The sequence below is a fragment of the Micrococcus sp. KT16 genome, assembly GCF_003315015.1.
GTDB classification, from domain to species: Bacteria; Actinomycetota; Actinomycetes; order Actinomycetales; family Micrococcaceae; genus Micrococcus; species Micrococcus luteus.
Genome location: NZ_QNRG01000015.1, coordinates 12241 through 33354, shown reverse-complemented (window position 1 = coordinate 33354; position 21114 = coordinate 12241). Strand labels below are relative to the sequence as shown.

Sequence of the window (21114 nt, the reverse complement as noted above, 5' to 3'; positions counted from 1 at the left end):
GACCGTCGGCCGCCCCGCGGTCTGTGCTCAGCCGGCCGGAGCGGATTCGATGGGGCCGGTGCAGCCCCAGGCTGAGGAGTCGACGCTGCAGTCATCGGCGACATTGCGGGTGATGGTGCGCCAGATGTTCGCGGTGACGGGGGCCGAGTCGAGGCTGATGGTGCCCGGGATGAGCACCCACTCGCCCCCGGCCTCCCGGTATTCGCCGATGTAGACGGTGGTGAGGCGGACCGTGTACTGCCCGGTGTCCTCGTACACGTGGCTCGTGGGGGTGGGGACGTTGAACTCCGGCTGGCTCTGGCCTGCGACCGAGGTGGTCTTGGTGGGGGACCCGTCCCCGTAATCCCAGTGGAAGCTCACCGGCGTGGCGCGGAGTTCGACCTCGACCCCGTTGAGGGTGGTGACGAGCGTGCGCGTCTCGGCGTCTGCGTAGAAGTTCGTCTCCGCATTGCGGATCCCGCGTCCGCCGTTGTCCGACCGGATCTCAGGCTCCAGCACGAGGAGCGTGCGGACCTCGTCGATGGAGACGGGCGGGGCGCCGTTGCTGGAGGCCTTGGCCGTCCAACATTTGGGGGCGCCATAGACGGGATTCGCATCAGGTTGACGGGTGTCTATGGTCTGCGCCCGGATCCATGAACCCTCGGGGCAGAAGTTGTCCTCCTGCTCTCGGCAGCTCTCGAAATCCGGATTGCCCAGCTGCCCTGAGAAGCATGCACTGACCGTCTTGTGCTCTAGGTGGGAGTCTCTGCCAGAGTCTCGACTCCTGCTCCCCGCGGTCACAGCACTTTTGCGATCAGGCCTTTTTTCATTACGACAGTGAGACGTTCCATTAAAAGAGTCTGATCGAGCGGAATAATTGATATTCGTTGATTTGCAGGTGGCGGAGGAAGGCGAAGTGACAGCCCAGGCGCCTGTCGCTCCGACACTAGCTAGCGTGATAGCCGCTGCCATAGCAATCAGTGTCTGGTGCTTCATTGAGACGGGTCTCCACCCTCGTAGGTCATTTCATCAATCACCCAGCGGCCGTTGTTGGTGTCGTAGGAGACCTCTACTAGCCAGGGCTGCTTCGACGCATGTGCGACTCGGGCGTCCTCTGGAATGGAGCCATCACTGGAATACCCGGTCCCGTCTTCAGTTGTGATGAGCAACGTCGAGATGTACCCGTTCTCCGACTGTGCAGTGAGCATCGAGTCAATTCGAGGTTCCGTGCCGGTGTACCAGCCACCATCCTTATAAATTCCATCAATGCTGTCGCTACGGACCGAACAGAACTCGCAATACTCGCTGTAGAGAGAGTCGAGGAGTTCCGTGTCTCCGGTCTGCTCGGCGTAGTAGTGCGCGTCCCAGAAATAGCGAATCGCCGCCTCGGCGCCCTCCTTGGTCTCTTCCTTCATGGCGGCGGGCATCTCCGGCTTGGGCACGTTCTGAGCGGGACCGTCGGCAGATGCGGGCACGTATTCGCCGGACCTGCTCTCCGTGGCCGTGGGGGATGAGCTGACGCCCGCGGTCTCGCTCGTGCTCGCGGACGTCTCGACGGCGGGCTTGGCGGACGAGGGCGACGTCGTCGACGACTCGGCGGGCTCGGACTGTCCGCCGCAGGCGGTCAGTGCGAGCGCCAAGGCCACGCTGAGCGTGCCGGCCTGGGCGAATCGGCGGCGGCGCAGGGCGCGCCCGGGTGCGGTGAGAGACATTTCCCCTCCAACTGGACGTCCGTCGTGTGTCCGCGCCTCCCGCGCTGATCCCGCAGCGCGGTGCCCGTGGCATGCGAGGCCCGGTTGGTTCGGAGTATACGCAGACGGATTGTGGTCCTGCTCGCATTGTCCACAGGGCCGTGCCGACGCACTTCTTCCGGCCCAAGAGACGATTTTCTCGTGCATGTGCGCCCCAGGGTCGGATTCGAGGCCCACGGCCAGGACTCGGCCAGCCGGCCTCACGAAAAGGGCGTTCCCGGCCTCGCTCGTCTCGGGGCGGTGCGTCCTTAACGTGTCCGGCGGCCGCCCTACATTCGCCCCCATCGCATTCGAACACATGTTCGAGTACGATCGGGGGTGCGGCCCCACCTTCCCACTTCTTCCCCGCGTCCGGTCCGCCGGACGGGCCGCGCTCCCATCGCCCGACGGCACCCCGTCGTCGGTCCGGTCAGCAGTGCACAGGGAGAGAAGCAGAATGGGAGTCCTCACACAGTCGGTGGCGGTGGAGTGCGGAGCAGACGGCACCCCGCAGGGGCTGCGCTGGAACGGGCGGGACTACGTCCTCGCAGAGCGCCCCGTGCGCTGGTTCGAGCGGCGCCGCTGGTGGGCGGAGGAGGTCCGCGCGGAGAAGGGCCGCGGCGCCGGTCTCGTCGACCACGAGATGTGGCGGCTGCAGGTCCGCCTGGCCCGGGCCGGCGCCGCGCCCCTGCAGACCCTCGACGTCGCCCACCACCTGGACTCCGGCCGGTGGCGGCTCGTGCGCGTCCACGAGCACGCCCAGGACCTGAGGCGGTCGGCATGAGCCAGGCAGCCGCGGCCGGATGCACCGCCGCCCCCTTCGCCCACCTGCACGTCGCCTCCGCGTTCAGTGCCCACTACGGGGCCAGCTGGCCCGAGGACCTCGTGGCCGCCGCCGCGGCCGCGGACATGGACCTGCTGGCCTGCACCGACCGGGACGGGCTCTACGGCATGGCCAAGCACGTGGGCGCCTGCCTGCGCCACGGCATCACCCCGATCGTGGGCGTGGACCTGGCCGTCCGGTGGAGCGAGGACGAGGACGCCGGCCGCGTGGTCGTGCTCGCCCGAGGCGGCTGTCATGGCTCCGGCTACCGCTCCCTGTGCGAGCTAGTCTCCGCCGCCCACGCCCGCACCACCGGGGGAGCGGCGGGCGGCAGCCCCTGGGCCAGCGTCGCCGAGCTCGCCGCCGCGGCGGCCGGCCGGGTCCCCACCGCCGCCAACCGGGACAACCCGCCCACCCCCGAGCTGTTCGTCCTCCTCGGCCCGGACTCGGACGTCGGCCGCCACCTGGCCCGCCGCCGGTACGCGGCCGGCCTCGCCGCCCTGCGCCGCTGGAAGGCGGCCCTGCCCGCAGGCAGCCCCCACGCCGACGTCGTCACCCACCTCTCCGCCCCCGGCCGCCGCCTCGACACCGGGCACGCCGTGAAGACCCTCCGCGCCGCCCGCCAGGCCCGCATCCCCGCCGTCCTGACCAACGCCGTGCGCTACGCGGCCCCGGACGGCGCCGCCACCGCGGACGTCCTCGACGCCGTCCGCGCCCTCAGCTCCCTCGACGCCCTCCACGACCTGCAGCCCAACGGACAGGGCTGGCTCAAGTCCACCGCCGCCATGCACCGCATCGCCCACGAGGTCGCCTCCGCCGCCGACGACCGCCCCGCCCCCCTGCTCGAGGCCACCCGTCGCCTCGCCGAGGCCTGCGCGCTCGACCCCGAGACCGACCTCGGCTGGGGCGTGCCCCGCGTCCCCGAGGCCGCCGTCATCGGCATCGACGGCCCCCCGGAGCACGTGCTGCGCGAGCGCACCCGCACCGGCCTCCTCGCCCGCTACCCCCACCTCCACACCGGGGGAGGCCTCCCCGGCACCAGCCAGGCGGCCCGGGACCTGCAGGACCGCGCCGAACACGAGCTCGGCATCATCACCCGACTCGGCTTCTCCTCCTACTTCCTCACCGTGGCCGCCGTCGTCGACCTCATCGAGGGCATGGGCATCCGCGTGGCCGCCCGCGGCTCCGGCGCCTCCTCCCTCGTCAACCACGCCCTGCGCATCTCCCATGTCGACCCCATGGCCAACGGCCTGATCATGGAGCGCTTCCTCTCCACCGACCGCTCCACCCTCCCGGACATCGACATCGACGTGGAGTCCGCCCGCCGCCACGAGATCTACCACGCCGTCGTCGATCGCTTCGGCGCCGAGCGCACCACCCTCATGAGCATGCAGAACGCCTACCGGGCCCGCGGCGCCGTCCGCGACGCCGGCCTCGCCCTCGGCATGCCCGAACCCGAGGTGGACGCCATCGCCAAGCAGCTCTGGCGCTTCTCCGCCTCGAACTTCCGCGAGGCCCTCCAGCGCATGCCCGAACTCGGCGGCCTCTCCCGCCGCATCGAGTCCGGCCGCGCCGAGGGCGACCGCCAGCTGGACCTGCTCGTCGACCTCACCGAACGCCTCGACCGCCTGCCCCGCCACATCTCCATGCACCCCTGCGGCGTCATCCTCGGCGACGCCACCCTGCTGCACCGCACCCCCGTCCAACCCTCCGGCATGGGCCTGCCCATGAGCCAGTTCGACAAGCACGACATGGACCCCATGGGCTTCCTCAAGCTCGACATCCTCGGCGTGCGCATGCAGTCCGCCATCGCCTACACGATCGCCGAGGTCGAACGCACCACGGGCGAGCGCATCGACCTCGAACAGGTGCCCCTCGACGACCCCGCCACCTACGCGATGATCCGCACCACCCACACCCTCGGCTGCTTCCAGATCGAGTCCCCGGGCCAGCGCGAACTCGTCGGCAAACTCGCCCCCCGCGAGTTCAACGACCTCACCGTGGACATCTCCCTCTTCCGCCCCGGCCCCATGCAGTCCGACATGGTCCGACCCTTCCTCGAACAGCGGCACGGCTGGGCACCCGCCCACTACCCGCACCCCGACCTGCGGCCCGTCCTCGCCGAGACCCACGGGGTCACCGTCTTCCACGAACAGGTCCTGCGCACCATGGACGTCATGACCGGCTGCGGACTGGCCCGCGCCGACGAGCACCGCCGCCTCCTCGGCGGCCCGCAGGAACACCTCGTCGAAGAGGCCTTCCGCACCGGCGCCCTCGCCCGCGGCTACTCCCTCGAAGTCATCGACGAGGTCTGGGCCACCCTCTCCGCCTTCGGCTCCTTCGGCTTCTGCAAGGCCCACGGCGCCGCCTTCGCCGTCCCCACCTACCACTCCGCCTGGCTCAAGACCCACCACCCCGCCGCCTTCATGGCCGCCATCCTCGAACACAACCCCGGCATGTACCCCGCCCGCCTCATGGTCGCCGAGGCCCGCCGCATGGGCATCCCCGTCCTCCCCGTGGACGTCAACGCCTCCTCCCGCCACGTCCACGTCGAATGGGTCCCCGCCCACCCCGAGATCGACGACGGCGCCCCCGGCCGCTGGGGCATCCGCCTGCCCCTCACCAGCCTCTCCGGACTCAGCGAAGCCGAGACCGACCGCCTCGACGCCGGCCGCCCCTACCGCTCCCTCGCCGACGTCCGCGACCGCGCCCGCCCCACCGCCCGCAACCTCGAACGCCTCGCCCAGCTCGGCGCCCTCGACTGCCTCCTCCCACCCGGCGGCGCCTCCCGCATCGACCTCGTCCACCACCTCGAACTCCAGCACTCCACCACCCACGGCACCGCCCCCGGCCGCACCGCCCCGCGCTCGCGGTCCGCCCGTCCACGGCAGGTGGAGGGCCAGCTGGCCCTGGACCTGCCGGACACCGAGCTCACCGCCCTCGCCCCGCTCTTCCCGGACCCGGCCCCGGCCGCCCGGGTCCGCACCGAGCTGGAGCTCACCGCCCTGGACGTCACCGCCCACCTCATGGACTCCCACGCCCCGTACCTGGACGCGCTCGGCGTCACCCGGGCGAAGGACCTGCTCGGGCTGCGCACGCAGTCCCGGGTGCTCGTGGCCGGGGTGCGCGTGGCCACCCAGACCCCGCCCATGCGCAGCGGCAAGCGGGTGGTGTTCCTCTCCGTGGACGACGGCACCGGCTGCGTGGACGCCTCCTTCTTCACGGAGGCCCAGCACGCCTCCGGGGAGATGCTCTTCTCCGCCCGCCTCCTGCTGATCGAGGGCACCGTCCGGCGCACCGGCGACCGGGCCGTGTCCGTCCAGGCCGTGCGCGCCTGGGACCTGCACCGGCCCGAGACGCTCCCGGACCCCGACTACCTGGACGCCACCCGGCAGCAGTGGCGGGACTGGCTCGCGGCGGACCGCCGAGCCGCCGCCGCGCGCCGCAGCAGCCGGGCGGGCACCGGGGCGCAGCCCCTGCCGGACATCCCGCACCACGGCACGGGCGGCTGGCCCGTGAAGGTGCGCACCGACGTCGGACCGGGCGAGGGGACCCGCCCCGGCCGCACGGCACCTGACCGCGCGGCACCCGGCCGTCCCGCGCCGGAGCACACCCCAATCCCGGTGCCCCACCCGGAGACGTGGGAGCTGCTGCCCACCCCGGACAGATGAGACCGCTCGCCTCCGTGCCCCGCCGTCCGGCCGCGCCCCTAGAATGGGACGCGGCCGACGGTGGCCCCCGTACGCCACCGATCCCGAAGCCAGACCTCGAAGGAGCACCGTGTCGGAGCCGAAGAACATCCTGCTGACCGTGGACGGAGAGCTGCGGGAGGTGACGCACGGCACCACCGGCCTCGACCTCTTCCGCGAGAAGCCGACCACCGCCGTCATGCGGGTGGACGGCCTGCTCTGGGACCTGGCCCGGGAGATCCCCGCCGGCGCGTCCGTCGAAGCGGTGGACATCACGGAGCCCGAGGGCCTCGAGGTGCTGCGGCACTCCACCGCCCACGTGATGGCCCAGGCCGTGCAGCAGCTGCGCCCGGGCGCCAAGCTCGGCATCGGCCCGTACATCACGGACGGCTTCTACTTCGACTTCGACGTCGACGAGCCCTTCACCCCCGAGGACCTCAAGCAGATCTCCTCGCTCATGCAGAAGATCGTGAAGTCCGGCCAGACCTTCCGCCGCCGCGTCGTGGACGAGGAGACCGCCCGCGCCGAGATGGCGGACGAGCCCTACAAGCTCGAGCTGCTCGGCAAGAAGGATGCCGCGGACACCGCCGGCGAGGGCGCCTCCGTGGAGGTCGGGGCCGGGGAGATCACCATCTACGACAACGTGGACCGCAAGACCGGCGACGCCGTGTGGTGCGACCTCTGCCGCGGCCCGCACCTGCCCTCCACCAAGCTCATCGGCAACGGCTTCGCGCTCACCCGCTCCGCCGCCGCCTACTGGCTCGGCAACGAGAAGAACAAGCAGCTGCAGCGCATCTACGGCACCGCCTGGGCCAGCAAGGACGACCTCAAGGCCTACCAGGAGCGCCTCGCCGAGGCCGAGCGCCGCGACCACCGCAAGCTCGGCGCCGAGCTGGATCTCTTCTCCTTCCCGGACGAGCTCGGCTCCGGCCTGCCCGTGTTCCACCCGCGCGGCGGCATCATCCGCAAGGAGATGGAGGACTACTCCCGTCGGCGCCACACCGAGGCCGGCTACGAGTTCGTCTACACCCCGCACATCACCAAGCAGCACCTCTACGAGGTGTCCGGCCACCTCGACTGGTACGCGGACGGCATGTTCCCGCCCATGCACATCGACGAGGTCCGTGATCCCGAGACCGGCGAGATCACGCGCCAGGGGCAGAACTACTACCTCAAGCCGATGAACTGCCCCATGCACAACCTGATCTACCGCTCCCGCGGCCGGTCCTACCGTGAGCTGCCGCTGCGGCTGTTCGAGTTCGGCTCCGTGTACCGGTACGAGAAGTCCGGCGTGGTCCACGGGCTCACGCGCGTGCGCGGCATGACCCAGGACGACGCCCACATCTACTGCACCCGCGAGCAGATGAAGGAGGAGCTGACCACCACGCTCAACTTCGTCCTCGACCTGCTCAAGGACTACGGCCTCAACGACTTCTACCTCGAGCTCTCCACGAAGGACCCGGAGAAGTTCGTCGGCTCCGACGAGATCTGGGAGGAGGCCACCCGCACCCTCGCCGAGGTCGCGGAGGCCTCCGGTCTGCAGCTCGTCCCGGATCCGGGCGGCGCCGCGTTCTACGGCCCGAAGATCTCGGTCCAGGCCCGGGACGCCATCGGCCGTACGTGGCAGATGTCCACCATCCAGCTGGACTTCAACCTGCCCGAGCGCTTCGACCTCGAGTACCAGGCCGCCGACGGCACCCGTCAGCGCCCCGTGATGATCCACCGCGCCCTCTTCGGCTCCATCGAGCGCTTCCTGGGCGTCCTCACCGAGCACTACGCCGGCGCGTTCCCGGCCTGGCTTGCCCCGGAGCAGGTCGTGGCCATCCCGGTGGCCGAGGCATTCAACGACTACCTGGACGACGTCGTCGCGAAGCTGCGTGCCGAGGGGATCCGGGCGCGCCTGGACGACTCCTCGGACCGCTTCCCGAAGAAGATCCGCACCGCGGCCAAGGAGAAGGCGCCGTTCGTGCTGATCGCCGGCGGCGAGGACAGGGAGGCGAACGCCGTGTCCTTCCGCTTCCGCGACGGCACCCAGGACAACGGCGTGCCGGTGGAGGAGGCGATCGAACGCATCGTGAAGGCGGTGCGCGAGCGCGAGGTCACCCCATGACCAGCCCCGGCACCGGCGGATCCGACGCGCGGGCGCAGGCCCGCGCGTCGGCGGACGCCGCCGCCACGGACGGCTTCGAGCTGCCCGGCGCCCCGGACGCCTTCGAGCGGTTCTGGAACGCCCACCGCATGGCGTACGTGTCCAAGGGGACGGGCCAGGTCAAGGACGAGCACACCTGCCCGTTCTGTGCGGCCCCGCAGCGCGACGATGAGGACTCCCTCATCGTCCACCGCGGCCGCACCGCCTACGTGGTGCTGAACCTGTACCCGTACAACCCCGGTCATCTGCTCGTCTGCCCCTACCGCCATGTGCCCCTGTACACGGACACCACCACGGAGGAGGCCGCCGAGATGGCGGAGCTGACCCAGACGGCGATGCTCGCCCTCGGCCAGGCCGCCGGCGCGTCCGGCTACAACCTCGGCATGAACCAGGGGGCGGTGGCCGGCGCCGGGATCGCGGCCCATCTGCACCAGCACGTGGTGCCGCGGTGGACCGGCGACGGCAACTTCCTGCCGATCATCGCTCGGACCAAGAACATGTCGCAGACCCTGGGGGAGACCCGGCAGATCCTCGCGGGCGTCTGGGACCGGGCCGCCCGGGACCACGCCGCGCGCCGGGCGGCCAACGCCCGTGCCGCGGCCGAGCATCCTCGCCCGGGGGCCGGAGACCCCGCCTGATGCTGGACCGTCACGCGCGCGGCGTCACCACCCGCCTGTTCACCCCGGTGGCCCGTACGCTCCTGCGGGCCGGGGTCAGTCCGGACACCGTGACGGTCGTCGGCACACTCGGCGTGAGCCTGGGCGCGCTCGTGCTCTTCCCCCTGGGGCACCTGTTCTGGGGCACGCTCTTCATCACCGCGTTCGTGTTCTCGGACCTGGTGGACGGGATCATGGCGCGCGAGGCCGGGTCCACCGGCCGCTGGGGCGCGTTCCTCGACTCCACCCTGGACCGCGTGCAGGACGCGGCCGTGTTCCTCGGGCTGTGCCTGTGGGGCTTCGGCGTCGGCGCCGCACCCGCGGTCGGCGCGCTCTCCGGGGCCTGCCTGGCCCTGGGCATGCTCGTCTCCTACGTGCGCGCCAAGGCGGAGGCCCTCGGCTGGGACGCGCACGTGGGCATCGCCGAGCGCGCCGAACGGCTCGTGGCCACCCTCGTGGTCGCCGGCCTCACCGGCCTCGGTCTGCCCCCGGTCGTCCTGGCCGTCACCTTGGGGCTGCTCGCCGCAGCCTCCCTGGTCACCGTCGGCCAGCGCATGGCTGTGGTGCGCCGCCAGGCGCGCGACGACGTCTGACCGGCCCGGCCGCAGGACCCGCCCGTCAGTCCGCCGCGATCACCGCGACGACGGCGCCCGTCACCTGCACGAGGTCGGCGGGCGCGATCTCCACATCCAGGCCGCGTTGCCCGCCGGAGACGTACATGAGCTCCGCGTCGAGGGCGGAGGAGTCCAGGACGACGGGGTGGGGCCGGCGCTGGCCCAGGGGAGAGACGCCGCCCCGCACGTAGCCGGTCCGGCGTTCGACGACGGCCAGATCGGCCAGGGCGAGTCGCTTGACGCCCAGCACCGCGGCGGCGGCCCGCAGGTCCAGCTGACCGGACACGGGCACCACGCACGCGGCGAGCGCGCCGTCGGGGTCCGCCACCATCAGCGTCTTGAACAGTCGGTCGGCGGGCACGCTGAGCGCCCGGGCGACCTGGACGCCGAACCGCTCGCCGCCGGCGTCGAGGGCCACGTCGAAGGTGTGCAGCCGGTACGGGACCCCGGCGGCCTCGAGGGCGGCGACGGCCGGTGTGGCCGCCCCGTGCCGGGCGCTGCGATCCTTCTTGCGCTGGCCCACGGCGGACTCAGGCGATCCCGGCCTGCTCGCGCACGTTGCGCTTGATGCGGCCGAGCATGGCGGACATTCCGCGCAGGCGCAGGGGGGTGAGGGCCTTGGCCAGACCGAGGCGGGTGGGGATGTCCTCGGGCACGTCCAGGACCTCGAGGGCGCTCAGCCCGTCCAGGCCCTGGGTGAGCACGGAGGCGAAACCGCGCGTGGTGGGCGCCTCCGGGGGAGCGGTGATGAAGAGGCGGACCGGGGCCTGCGGACCGGGCTCACCCTCGAGCTCCACGGCCAGGAACAGCGGGGTCTGACACTCCACGACCTGCTCCATCTCGGCCTCGTGGCCGTCGTAGCGCTCCGGCAGCGCCGGCAGCTCGTCCGAGAATTCCAGCAGCAGCTCGAGCTTCTCGGGATCGGGCACCCCGGCGAAGTCGTCGATGATCTCGGCCAGGGCGGCGGGCACGGCGTGGTTCTCGGTCATGGTGTCCCAGTCTAGTGATCCACGCCGTGCCGGGGGCTCAGCGCGCGGGGGCCTCGCCCGGCTCTTCGCCGACGGCGATCGGCAGGCGCACGGCGTTGCCCCACTCGGTCCAGGAGCCGTCGTAGTTGCGGACGTCCTCGTGGCCGAGCAGGTACTTGAGCACGAACCAGGTGTGGGAGGACCGCTCGCCGATGCGGCAGTAGGCGATCACGTCGTCACCCTCCTGCAGCCCGGCGCCGGCGCGATAGACCTGCTCCAGCTCGGCGCGGGACTTGAAGGTGCCGTCCTCGTTGGCCGCGGACGCCCACGGCACGGACGCCGCCGTGGGGATGTGGCCGCCGCGCAGGGTGCCCTCCTGCGGGTAGCCGGCCATGTGCGTGGTCTCGCCCGTGTACTCGGGACGGGAGCGGACGTCGATCAGCGGGGTGGTCCCGATGGCCTGCAGGACGTCCTCGCGGGCGGCACGATCTGTGTGGTCGTCGCGCTCGATCACCGGGTACTCGGCGCGGGCCACGGTCGGGACCTCGCGGGTGGTCTCGCGTCCCTCCGCGATCCACTTGTCACGGCCGCCGTCCATCAGGCGCAGGTCCTCATGGCCGTAGAGGGTGAACACCCACAGGGCGTAGGCGGCCCACCAGTTGGACTTGTCGCCGTAGAACACCACGGTGGTGTCCCGGGAGATCCCCTTGGAGGCGGCGAACTCGGCGAAGGCCTCGGGGCCGACGAAGTCGCGGGTGACGGGGTCGTTGAGCTCGGTGTGCCAGTCGACGCGTTGGGCGCCGGGGATGTGGCCGGTGGAGTAGAGGAGAGCGTCCTCGTTGGACTCGAGGACCACGACGTCCTCGTCGCCGACATGGTCGGCGACCCACTGCGTGGACACCAGCTTCTCGGGGTGGGCGTACTCGGAGAACTTCGCGGCGGTATCGGTCATGGCACTGCCTTCCTTCGCGTCGGGGCGGGCCCGCACGGGCCCGGGGCGGGCGGCACGACGACGGCGGGTTCCGTGTCCGTGCCCTGCGCGCCAGATTACGGCACGTCGGTGTCACGTAAGAGGGTAGGGGCCCCTCAGTCCGGGACACGCGAGGTCACATGGGTCGGGTCCGCGGCCCGATAGCATGGCCCGGAATCCCCGTCGTCGACCCTGGGAGTGTCCCGTGGCTCAGATCGTCCACCTCGCCGACCGTTCGCCGCAGGTCACCCCGGACCAGCTGTTGTCCGGCTTCCACCCGTCGTACCGCTTCGGCACGGTGTCCTTCGACACCTACATCCCGGACCCCGCGCACCCCTCGCAGGCACAGGCCGTGGAGCGGCTGCGCCGGTTCGCGGCAGACCTCGGCCGGGGCGGTTCGGGCGGCGGGTTCCTCGGCGGCCTGTTCGGCGGGAAGAAGCGGGCGGCAGGGCCGGCCGGCATCTACCTCGACGGCGGTTTCGGCGTCGGCAAGACCCACCTGCTGGCCTCGACGTGGCACGCGGCCCCCGGGCCCAAGGCGTTCGGCACGTTCGTGGAGTACACCAACCTCGTGGGCGCCCTGTCCTTCCGCAAGGCGGTGGACGAGCTCAAGGAGTACACCCTCGTGTGCATCGACGAGTTCGAGCTCGACGACCCGGGGGACACCGTGCTGATGTCCCGCCTCATGCGCGAGCTGGCCGACGCCGGCGTGCGCCTGGTGGCGACCTCCAACACCCTGCCGGGCTCGCTCGGCGAGGGGCGCTTCGCGGCGCAGGACTTCAAGCGCGAGATCCAGGTCCTGGCCGACCAGTTCGAGGTCATCCGCGTGGACGGCGAGGACTACCGCCACCGCGGCCTCTCCGCCGCCCCGTCGCCGCTGGACGACGCCGCCGTCGAGGCCACCGCCCAGGAGAACTTCCCCGACGCGGGTGTGCTCGCCGTGGACGACTTCGCGGACCTCACCGCGATGCTCTCCCGCGTGCATCCCTCCCGCTACCGCGAGCTCGTCAAGGACGTGGACGTGCTCGCCCTCCACGACGTGCACACCATCACGGAGCAGGCCACGGCCCTGCGCTTCGTGGTGTTCGCGGATCGCCTGTACGACAAGGACGTGCCCGTCCTCGCCTCCGGTGTGCCCTTCGACGCCCTGTTCACGCAGGAGATGATGCACGGCGGCTACATGAAAAAGTACTTCCGCACGGTCTCCCGCATGACCGCCCTGGTCCGGGAGGGCCAGACGGGCGTGGCCGAGCACAAGTGAGCCACCGCCCCTGACCGGCACGACGACGGCGCGCACCCGAGACGGGTGCGCGCCGTCGCCGTGTGCGGGGCAGGGTCAGTGCACGGCGCGGAAGCACAGCGCCGCCCGCTTGCCCGGCAGCTCGACCTCCCGGTCCACCGTGAAGCCCAGAGCCCGGGCGGTCTTCACGGCCCGCGTGTTGCGGACGTCCGGCTCGATCACGAGCCGACGCGTGCCGGGGCGTGCGCCCAACCAGTCCACAATGCTCCGGTAGGCCGTGGCGCGGGCGCGCCCCTGCAGGCCGCCGGGGGCGGTGATGAAATGGAATCCGAGGTCCCCGTCCCGCACCTCGTAGGCGCCGCCGACCTCCTCCGCGCGAGGGTCGTAGGTCTGCACGAGGGCCACGAGGGTCCCGCCGTGCCACACGAGGTGGTTCGCGTGGGTGGGCTGGAACTCGAGGAAGTCGTAGACCTCCTCGACGTCCTGCACGCTGTGCCCGCGCATCCCGTAGAACTCCGCCCGCGGCTCCGTGACGAGTGCGTGGATCAGCGGGGCGTCCAGGGCCGGGCGGACGCGCGTCATGGTCAGGCCCAACGCCCCGACGCCGACCTCGGCCACGATGCGTCCCGGAGGGGCCCCGCCGGGGACGGAGCGGGCGGGTGCGACGCCGCTGCCGGCGGACGGGGGGACGGGACCGGACGGCACGGGCAGCAGGCGGCCGGCGGCCCACGCGTCCAGCTGATCCGTCACGTGCCCGCCTCCGAGACTGGAGGCGCCGAACGGGACGACCCACCGGCTGCGGGTGCGGTCGCCGAGGTCGAACACGACCCGGGCCACTGGCCCGCGGTGGGTGCCGACGGCCAGGCCGGGGGCGTGCGAGGTGGCGCAGACCGCGTCCGCGGTGCCGCCCACCCGGACGGACCCGATCGTGTCGAGCACGTCGGCGAGCCCCGGCACATCCGGCCCGCCGGGATGCTCGTGCGTGAACAGGAACGGGGTCAGGGCATGCGCCGCACCCCACGTCCGAGCCGTGTCGTCGGGGCCCGGCGGCTCAGCGGCGTCGCCGACGGCGGCGACGGCGGCCCGCACGAGGTCCCTCGTCGACGCTGCGACCCCCAGGGCCGCGCGCAGCGGCTCCGGCCCGCGCTCGGCGAGCGCCGCGCCGACCCATGCGGCGGCGTCGCCCCACGGTGCCCACGGGCCGCCGAGCAGGGCCCGCGAGGCGGGCGGCAGGTGCGCGATCAGGGCGGCGGCCACCTCGTGCTCCACGAGGAGCCACCAGCGGGCCGCGGCCGATCCGGCGGCGGCGTCGCCGGCCCACGCCGGGACGGACTCCGCGGCCAGCACGCCGTCCGCGACGAGCGCGTCGACGGCGTCGGCGAGCCAGGCCCGCGGGGCGCCCGGGGTCCGGGTGTCCGTCTGCAGGGCGGCCATCGCGTCCACGGTCCGCTCCTGCGGTGCCAGCGCCTCGAGGGCCTCCCGGATGCGGCGGGACCGCCACGGCGCGCACGCGTCCACGGTGAGGCAGGCGGTGTCCGGGTGGGGCTCGTTGGCCGCCACCACGACGTCGTCCGCCGCGGCCGGCGCGGGCCAGCGCACCCAGCGCTGATCGAGGGACCCGTCGGCGGAGCCCCGGCCCAGCGCGGAGGCCCGCGCCGCACCCCAGGCCGAGCGTCGATCCCGGCGCCGCACGGCCCCGGCGTGCCGGGTGAGCACCGTCCGCCGGTCCGCGACGATCACGCGATTGACCGGCTCGACGTGCCCGTCCAGCACCGCGCAGGCCTCCGCGGCGCTCGCGGCCGTGAGCAGCCGGCGCGCGCTCGGCAGGCCGGTGTCGGCGCGGTCCCAGGCGGGGAACCGCATGCTCACCGGGCCGGCGCCGGGCACGTCCACGAGCCGCCCGCGCGGGGTGTGGGCCACCCGCAAGTCCACGGGGTCGCCGCCGCGCACGTGCACCCGCTCGGTCCGGGCGTCGAGGACCTCCGGCCCCTCGGGGGCGTCCTCGAGGACCATCTCGAGCGAGGACACCATCGCCGAGGTCGTCACCCACGCGACGTGCTCGGACTGCCCCACATGCGGGACGCCCGGCACACCGGGGAAGGCCAGGCCGACGACGTCGACGCGGTCCCGGGGACGCTCGGCCTCCACCACGAGGCGCACCTGCTGGTAGACGCCGGGCAGCTCGAGCAGCCGGTGCGGGTCGGCGGCCACGAGCGGAGCGCCCTCGGCGCCGACGCGCACCGCCCAGGCGTTCGAGCCGTCCGCGTCGGGGCGCGGCGAGATCAGCGCCGCGGCGAGCGCGGGGAAGCGCTCGGCCAGCAGGGTGCGGAACAGGGCGGCCGGCGCGTTGGTCAGCCAGACGTTGTAGCCCAGGTGCAGGGCGAGCGCCGTGTGCGGGTCGAACGGCAGCGGCTTCACCCCGTGGGCGGCGAACTCGGGCGCGCGCCGGGCCCCGGCGTCCAGCCCCGCGTTCACGCCGTCGGCGAACCGGGTGAACCAGGCCCGGTCCTCCGCGTCGTCGAGGGCGTTGAACGCCTGGCGGGCCGCGCCGTCCAGGTCCATCTGCCGGGCGGCGACGTCGTTCGCCACCGCCGGCGGGCCGAACACCTCGGCGCTCATGCCGGTGACCCGGCGGTGCTCGCAGTCGACCTGCCAGGCCCGCTCCGTCGCCACGTGCCACCCCTGGAGGTAGGCCAGCTCGGGCAGGGACGCGGCCACGAGCGTCGGCACGCCGTGCGCGTCCCGGTGGCAACGGCCCGCCACGTCACCCGTCGCCGTCCCGGTCCACGCGTCCGCGCTCATGCCGCGGCGTCCTGCCGGAGCTCCGCCAGCGCGCGGCGCAGCGGCGCGGCCACCGGGTTGGCCAGGCGACCGGCGTAGAGCAGCGAGCCCGACGGGTCCGTCAGGTCCACCATCTGCGTGGCGTTCCGCAGCTGCAACCGGTTCAGGCACGAGTGCGCGAAGTCCTCCGCGTCCAGGCCGAGGCGCTCCACATCCGCGAGCCCCAGGGCCGTGTACTCGGCGAGGACCCGCCCCACCACGGCGTAGAACTCCTCCGCCGGCAGCAGGGCGTCCGCGTCCATCACGTCGGCCAGATGGCGCAGCACGCCGTCCAGCATGTCCGTGAAGAAGGAGAGGGAGAGGTCCTCGTCGGTGAGGTCGATGCGGATGCGCCGGGTCTGCTCCGTGAGCGGGACGCCGTCCGCGCCGACCACCACCTCCTCCCCGATGTCCTTGAGGAAGGCGCCGGTGACCCGTCCCTCCCGCAGGCGGAGCACGATGTTCTCCCCGTGGGGCATGAACACGGTCGAGTAGGCGGCGGCCAGATGCACCAGCGGGGTCACGTAGGCCGTCACCACCCCGTGCAGCCACTGCGCCGCCGTCAGCCCCGAGCGCTCCACGAGCGCCCCCGCCACGGAGCGGCCCCCGCCGTCCCGGTGCAGCAGCGCCGCCATGGTCATGACCCGCTCGCCCTCCGCCAGGCGCGGCAGCGGACTCTCCCGCCACAGGGCGGCGAGCATCTTCGTGTGAGGACCCTTCGAGCCCACGGCATGGAAGGCGTCCCCGGTGTACCCGGCCGAGGCGTACTCCCGCAGCACCCCGAAGCCCCACCTCGCGAGCAGGGGGTCGGAGTCCACGAGGTCGGCCACCACCGCGTTGATCGCCGGGGTGACGGACATGTACGCGGGGGAGAGGCCGCGCACGAACCCCATGTTCTGCACGGACAACGCCGTCTTCAGCTGCGGGGCGTGCGGGTCGCTCGCGTTGAACAGGGTGCGCACCGCCTGCATGGCCGTGAACGCGTCCGGGTCTTCGCCCACGTGCACCAGCCGCCCCGCGGCGAGGTCGGGGGCGAACGCCACCTGGATCCGGTGCTCCCACTGCCACGGGTGCACCGGGATCAGCGTGTACGCCTCCGGATCGACGTCGAGCGCCGCCGCCCGCTCCGCCCACAGGCCCGCCACCGCCTCGGTGATCGGCGGGGGCGGCGCCGGCACGGCGGCGCCCGCGCTCGCGGTCTTGGGCCAGGTCCACCGTCCCCCGAGCTCGGAGGGGAACGCGAGCCACACCGGGTGCAGCGCCCGCCCGCCCTCGGGGGCGAACATCGCGTACTCCGTGGCCCCCCAGCCGATGCGGCCGTTGGTGGCCACGAAGCCCGGGTGTCCCTCGCTCATGGCGGCCTCCACCGCCGTGTAGTCCGCGTCCACCAGGTCGGCGGCGGACGGGCGCTCGCCGGCCAGGGTGTGGCACCGGGCGGCGAAGGTGGAGGCGAGCTCCTCGAGATAGACGTCCAGCGCCTCGCCGGCCAGCCCGAGCACCTCGGCCGCGTCGAGGACGAAGCGGTCGACGGCCACCGCGTCCGGATCCCCGGCACGGCACACCGAGTCCGGATCCACGCCGAGGTGCTCGAGCGGGAGGGCACGCGCGGTGAACGTCCACCGCACCCCGCCCAGGGTGAGCGTGTAGGCGTGGCGGCCGGCGTCGTCGACCCGCTCGCCGCGCACCGGCGTCAGGAGCCGCTCATGGGTGAACTCGCGGATCGCCTTGGCGACGAGCAGCCGGTGGGCGTGCCGGGCGGTCGGCGCCGTCAGCGCGTCCAGGCGGGACGGGGAGGACGGGGGGACGGGGGTCATGCGGACACCTGCCTGTCGGGGGTGAGGAGGAGCGGGGGCTCGGGGAGGGTGAGGTCCAGCCCGGCGGCGAGGACGCCGATCCGGCTGGCAGTGAAGGACTCGGGCGTGGCGATCGAGAGCATCGCCGTCTTGGATCCCAGCGCCACGGGACCGAGCTCCGTGAACCCGGCGGCCAGGTTCTTCGCCCGGATGGCGGCGTTGCGCTCGTCCGGCTCGACGACGACGCGCCGCGCCCCCGGCTGGGCCAGGCACCAGCGCACCACCGCGGCCATCACCAGGTCCGTGGTCCCGGGCACCGGGGTGTCCGTCGGGGCGACGAGCACGTGCAGGCCGACGTCGCCGGGCGCGCCCGCATACCGTCCGGCCAGCTCCGAGTGGGCCGGGTCGTAGACCTCCACCAGGAAGGTCGCGGTCCCGTCCACGAGCCCCACGTGCGCGTGGTGGTGCGGGTGCGCGGCGATCGCCTCGTACTCGGCCACGACGTCGGCCAGACCCGCCTCCGTCATCTCCCAGTACACGGCGTGCGGGGACGTCACCCACCGGTGCAGCAGCGGATGGTCCTGCGCGCCCACGGGACGGAGCTCCACACGACGGGCCGCGCTCGCGGCCGCACCGTCCACGGTGGTCTGCGGCGGCGTCACGGCGCTCACCGGACGCCCGCCGCGACGGCACCGAAGTCCTGGAACGCGATCGACTCGGCCTGCGCGTAGACCTGGCGGCCGGCGATCGTGCTGAGGATGCGGCCGCTGTGCTCCGCCGCCATGCCCAGGTCCGGGCCGGTGAGACCCAGGGGCTGTTCGGCGGTGTTGTGCACGAAGATCCGGCGGCCGCTCACGTCGATCGCGTGGTCCGCGTTCGCCGTCGTCCGACCGTCCTCCGCGCGCAGCAGGTGCCGCACCGGCTCCAGGAACGGATGGTCCGGGTGGCGGTAGCCCGTGCCCGCGACGACACGGTCCACCACGTGCCCCCCGGTCACCCCGGTCTCCTCGTCGCGCAGGGTGACCTCCACCCGGGGCGCACCCGGGCCCGCGACCAGGCGGGCGTCCGTCACCGACGTGCCCGGCCACAGCCGGGCCGGGTCCAGCGGACCCACCTGGCGCTCGTACAGCGCGTGGTAGACGTCCTCGATCGTGTACTCGCTGATCCCCTTGTACAGGGACCGGTGGGATGCGTTGATCTCATCCCGCCGCGCCCGGGGCAGAGTGGCGAAGTGCCGCTCATAGTCCAGCGAGGTCAGCTCGAGCGTGAGCTGGCCGACCTCCATGCCGAAGAACCGGGGTGAGCGCGTGACCCACGTGAGGTCCGGGTGGCCCGCGTTCAGCAGGTCCAGGGCGCACTCCGCCGCCGACTGGCCGCTGCCCACCACCAGGACCGACCCGGCCCCGGCGATGTCCTCGCGACGGCCCATGTACTCACCCGTGTGCACCACGGGGGACGCGCCGACCCGGGCCGACTCCTCCGCGACGCGCGCGAGCGGCGCGGGCAGGGACGGCACCGTGCCCGTGCCCACCACCACGTGGTCGGCCCGGTGCGTGCTGGTCCCGGCCGCGGAGGCCGCCTCCACCACGAACTCGTCCGCCTGATCGTCCCACCGCACCGCCGTCACCGTGGTCGCGTAGGCGATGCCGGGCAGCTGGGCTGCCACCCACGCGCAGTAGTCCGAGAACTCCCGCCGCAGCGGGTACCAGGAACCCCGGATGTAGAAGCGGTGCAGCCGGCCCATCGCCTTGAGATACGCCAGGAACGAGTACGGGGAGGTCGGGTCCGCGAACGTCACCAGGTCCGCGAGGAACGGCACCTGGATCTGCGCGCCCGGCAGCATCATGCCCGGGTGCCACACGAACGCGTCGCGGCTCTCCACCACCTCCACCTCGACGTCGGGCAGCGGGTGGGCCAGCGCGGCCAGGCTCAGGTTGAACGGGCCCAGCCCGATCGCGAGCACGCGGCGGGGGGACGTGGACGCCGGGCTCATGCGCACACCTGCTCTCCGTGCTCGTCCACGCGCGCCGCGGACGGACGTGGCCCCGCCGAAGCGGGGAGCGTGCAGGACACGGCGACCGACGGGCCATGCGGACGGGTCCGCGCCACCCCGCGCCACCGATGACGGCTCGCCCGCACCGCGTCGACGTGCCGCAGCGCCGCCTCCTCCACGACGTCGACCAGCTCCTCCAGCTCGCCCGAGGTGACCGCGGGGTTCAGGATCGTGAACTTCAGATGGGGCACCCCGTCCACCACCGTCGTCGCGATCAGCGCGCGCCCGCCGGCCACGAGCTCCCGGTGCGTCGCCGCCTGCACCGCCGTGCACTCCTCCTCCGACAGTCCCTCGGCCCGCACCCGGAACAGCACTGTCACCAGCGTCGGATCCTCCAGCACCGCGAACGTCGGCCGGGCCCGCAGGATCCCGCACGCCTGCCGCGTGCGTTCGCGCGCCCCCGCGAACAGGGACACCACCGCCTCGGCCCCATGCTCACGCAGCGTCAGCCACAGCTTGAGCGAGTCGAACCGGCGGCTCGTCTGCAAGGACCGATCCGCCAGGTTCGGATGGACGCTGTCCTCCGGGTTCAGGTAGTCCGCATGCACCGTCACATGGCGCAGGCTCTCGGCGTCCCGCACCACCAGCGCGCTGCAGGCCAGCCCCACGTAGAACGTCTTGTGGAAGTCCATCGTCACCGAGTCCGCACGGTGCAGCCCCGGCAGCTCGTGGCGCGTCGCCGCGCTCGCGGCGAGGATCCCGCCCACGGCCGCGTCCGCATGGACCCACATCCCGTGGCGTTCGGCGACGTCGGCGATGGCCGGCAGCGGGTCGATGGCGCCGCGGTCGGTGGTCCCCAGCGTCGCGACGACGGCCATCGGCACGGCACCGGCGGCCACCTCACGTTCGACCGCCTCGGCCAGGGCCCCGGGGTCCAGACGCCCGGCGGCGTCGGTGGGGACGACGACCACGGCGTGGCGACCCAGCCCGAGCAGGCCGGCTGCCTTGGCGATGCTGTAGTGCGTGGCGGCGCTGACGAAGACGCGCAGCGAGCCGAGCACCTCGGCGGGCAGGTCGGCGAGCCCGGCGTGGCCGGTGAGGCGCTGCACGGCGCGGCCGCGGGCCAGCGTCATGGCCTGCAGGTTGGAGGCCGACCCTCCGGAGGTGAAGACGCCGTCGCCCGCGGCGAACCCGCACCAGCGTCCGACCTCGGCCAGGAGCCGCTGCTCCATGAGCGCCGCGGAGCGGGCCTGGTCCCAGGACTCGACCGCCGTGTTGAGCGCCCCGAGCACGGTGTCCGCTGCGGTGCTGGAGAGCAGGACCGGGCAGTTGAGGTGAGCGGCATAGCGCGGGTGGTGGTAGGCGGTGGTCTGGTGGGCGTAGAGCTCCGCGACCTCGGCGAGGGCGTCGTCGAGGCTGCCCGTCGGCTGCGAGAAGTCGACGGCGCCGACGGCGTCGGCCAGGTGCGTCGACGGGGTGTCCGGGTGGACCCCCGCGCGGTCGTAGGCGGTGTCGACGGCCACCCGGGCCGCCCTGCCGGTGGCGTCGAGGTAGGCGGCGGGATCGCCGAGTCCGAACAGGCGAGGGAGCATGGGAGGGCCTTCCGTGAGGGGGTCGTCGGCTCCGGGCGGCGTCCGCCACGGACGCCCCGCACAGTAGGGAAGCCTTACCTAAGAAAGCAAATACGCAA

Annotated in this window: 16 protein-coding genes; 6 read left to right on the top strand and 10 right to left on the bottom strand. The window is 72.9% G+C overall.

The window, feature by feature from the left end; genetic code table 11:
- Positions 1–27: 27 nt before the first annotated feature.
- A complete protein-coding gene (locus DE149_RS10280; protein WP_004167595.1) occupies positions 28–498 on the bottom strand; it encodes a PKD domain-containing protein in 471 nt (156 codons plus the stop codon).
- Between the two features lie 473 nt (positions 499–971).
- Complete coding sequence (locus DE149_RS10275; protein WP_113914433.1) at positions 972–1691, bottom strand: DUF6318 family protein; 720 nt, start codon at positions 1689–1691, stop codon at positions 972–974.
- 475 nt (positions 1692–2166) lie between these two features.
- Between DE149_RS10275 and DE149_RS10270 the strand changes: the two genes are divergently transcribed.
- The 5 genes from DE149_RS10270 (at position 2167) to pgsA (ending at position 9619) form a co-directional block, all read left to right on the top strand.
- Positions 2167–2493, top strand: coding sequence for a DUF6504 family protein (locus DE149_RS10270; protein ID WP_036338972.1), 327 nt, complete (start codon positions 2167–2169; stop codon positions 2491–2493).
- On the top strand, positions 2490–6203 hold the full coding sequence (locus DE149_RS10265) for a DNA polymerase III subunit alpha (RefSeq protein ID WP_113914432.1): 3714 nt from the start codon (positions 2490–2492) through the stop codon (positions 6201–6203). The genes DE149_RS10270 and DE149_RS10265 overlap by 4 nt, the downstream gene beginning before the upstream one ends.
- 109 nt (positions 6204–6312) lie before the next feature.
- On the top strand, positions 6313–8331 hold the full coding sequence (thrS, locus tag DE149_RS10260; protein ID WP_044659661.1) for a threonine--tRNA ligase: 2019 nt from the start codon (positions 6313–6315) through the stop codon (positions 8329–8331).
- Positions 8328–9008: an HIT domain-containing protein gene (locus DE149_RS10255; protein ID WP_044659662.1), complete on the top strand. Its 681-nt coding sequence runs from the start codon at positions 8328–8330 to the stop codon at positions 9006–9008. The genes thrS and DE149_RS10255 overlap by 4 nt, the downstream gene beginning before the upstream one ends.
- Positions 9008–9619 carry a phosphatidylinositol phosphate synthase gene (gene pgsA / locus DE149_RS10250; RefSeq protein WP_044659663.1) on the top strand — a complete coding sequence of 204 codons (612 nt, stop codon included), beginning with the start codon at positions 9008–9010 and terminating at the stop codon, positions 9617–9619. The genes DE149_RS10255 and pgsA overlap by 1 nt, the downstream gene beginning before the upstream one ends.
- Positions 9620–9644: 25 nt before the next feature.
- On the opposite strand, the gene DE149_RS10245 is transcribed toward pgsA, so the two are convergent.
- The 3 genes from DE149_RS10245 to DE149_RS10235 are packed head-to-tail and all read right to left on the bottom strand — an operon-like array spanning position 9645 to position 11560.
- A complete protein-coding gene (locus DE149_RS10245) occupies positions 9645–10163 on the bottom strand; it encodes an aminoacyl-tRNA deacylase (protein WP_113914431.1) in 519 nt (172 codons plus the stop codon).
- 7 nt (positions 10164–10170) lie between these two features.
- Positions 10171–10629 (bottom strand): SufE family protein, encoded by a 459-nt coding sequence (locus DE149_RS10240; RefSeq protein ID WP_004167585.1) that lies wholly within the window; start codon positions 10627–10629, stop codon positions 10171–10173.
- Between the two features lie 37 nt (positions 10630–10666).
- Positions 10667–11560 carry a sulfurtransferase gene (locus DE149_RS10235; protein ID WP_044659665.1) on the bottom strand — a complete coding sequence of 298 codons (894 nt, stop codon included), beginning with the start codon at positions 11558–11560 and terminating at the stop codon, positions 10667–10669.
- Positions 11561–11783: 223 nt separating this feature from the next.
- On the opposite strand from DE149_RS10235, the gene zapE reads away from it, so the two are divergent.
- Positions 11784–12839 carry a cell division protein ZapE gene (zapE, locus tag DE149_RS10230; RefSeq protein WP_080981737.1) on the top strand — a complete coding sequence of 352 codons (1056 nt, stop codon included), beginning with the start codon at positions 11784–11786 and terminating at the stop codon, positions 12837–12839.
- 75 nt (positions 12840–12914) lie between these two features.
- On the opposite strand, the gene DE149_RS10225 is transcribed toward zapE, so the two are convergent.
- From DE149_RS10225 to DE149_RS10205, 5 genes are read right to left on the bottom strand one after another with little or no spacing between them, the layout of a single operon-like run.
- Positions 12915–15620, bottom strand: a complete 2706-nt coding sequence (locus DE149_RS10225; protein ID WP_113914430.1) for a GNAT family N-acetyltransferase — start codon at positions 15618–15620, stop codon at positions 12915–12917.
- Positions 15617–17452 carry an IucA/IucC family siderophore biosynthesis protein gene (locus DE149_RS10220; protein ID WP_020624757.1) on the bottom strand — a complete coding sequence of 612 codons (1836 nt, stop codon included), beginning with the start codon at positions 17450–17452 and terminating at the stop codon, positions 15617–15619. Before DE149_RS10220 ends, DE149_RS10225 begins: the two co-directional genes overlap by 4 nt.
- The gene (locus DE149_RS10215; RefSeq protein ID WP_223246401.1) at positions 17449–18093 is read right to left on the bottom strand and encodes a GNAT family N-acetyltransferase; all 645 of its coding nucleotides are present in this window, start codon (positions 18091–18093) and stop codon (positions 17449–17451) included. Before DE149_RS10215 ends, DE149_RS10220 begins: the two co-directional genes overlap by 4 nt.
- Positions 18094–18098: 5 nt before the next feature.
- Positions 18099–19424: a lysine N(6)-hydroxylase/L-ornithine N(5)-oxygenase family protein gene (locus DE149_RS10210; RefSeq protein ID WP_049147985.1), complete on the bottom strand. Its 1326-nt coding sequence runs from the start codon at positions 19422–19424 to the stop codon at positions 18099–18101.
- Complete coding sequence (locus DE149_RS10205) at positions 19421–21016, bottom strand: pyridoxal-dependent decarboxylase (protein ID WP_049147986.1); 1596 nt, start codon at positions 21014–21016, stop codon at positions 19421–19423. Before DE149_RS10205 ends, DE149_RS10210 begins: the two co-directional genes overlap by 4 nt.
- Between the last annotated feature and the right edge of the window lie 98 nt (positions 21017–21114).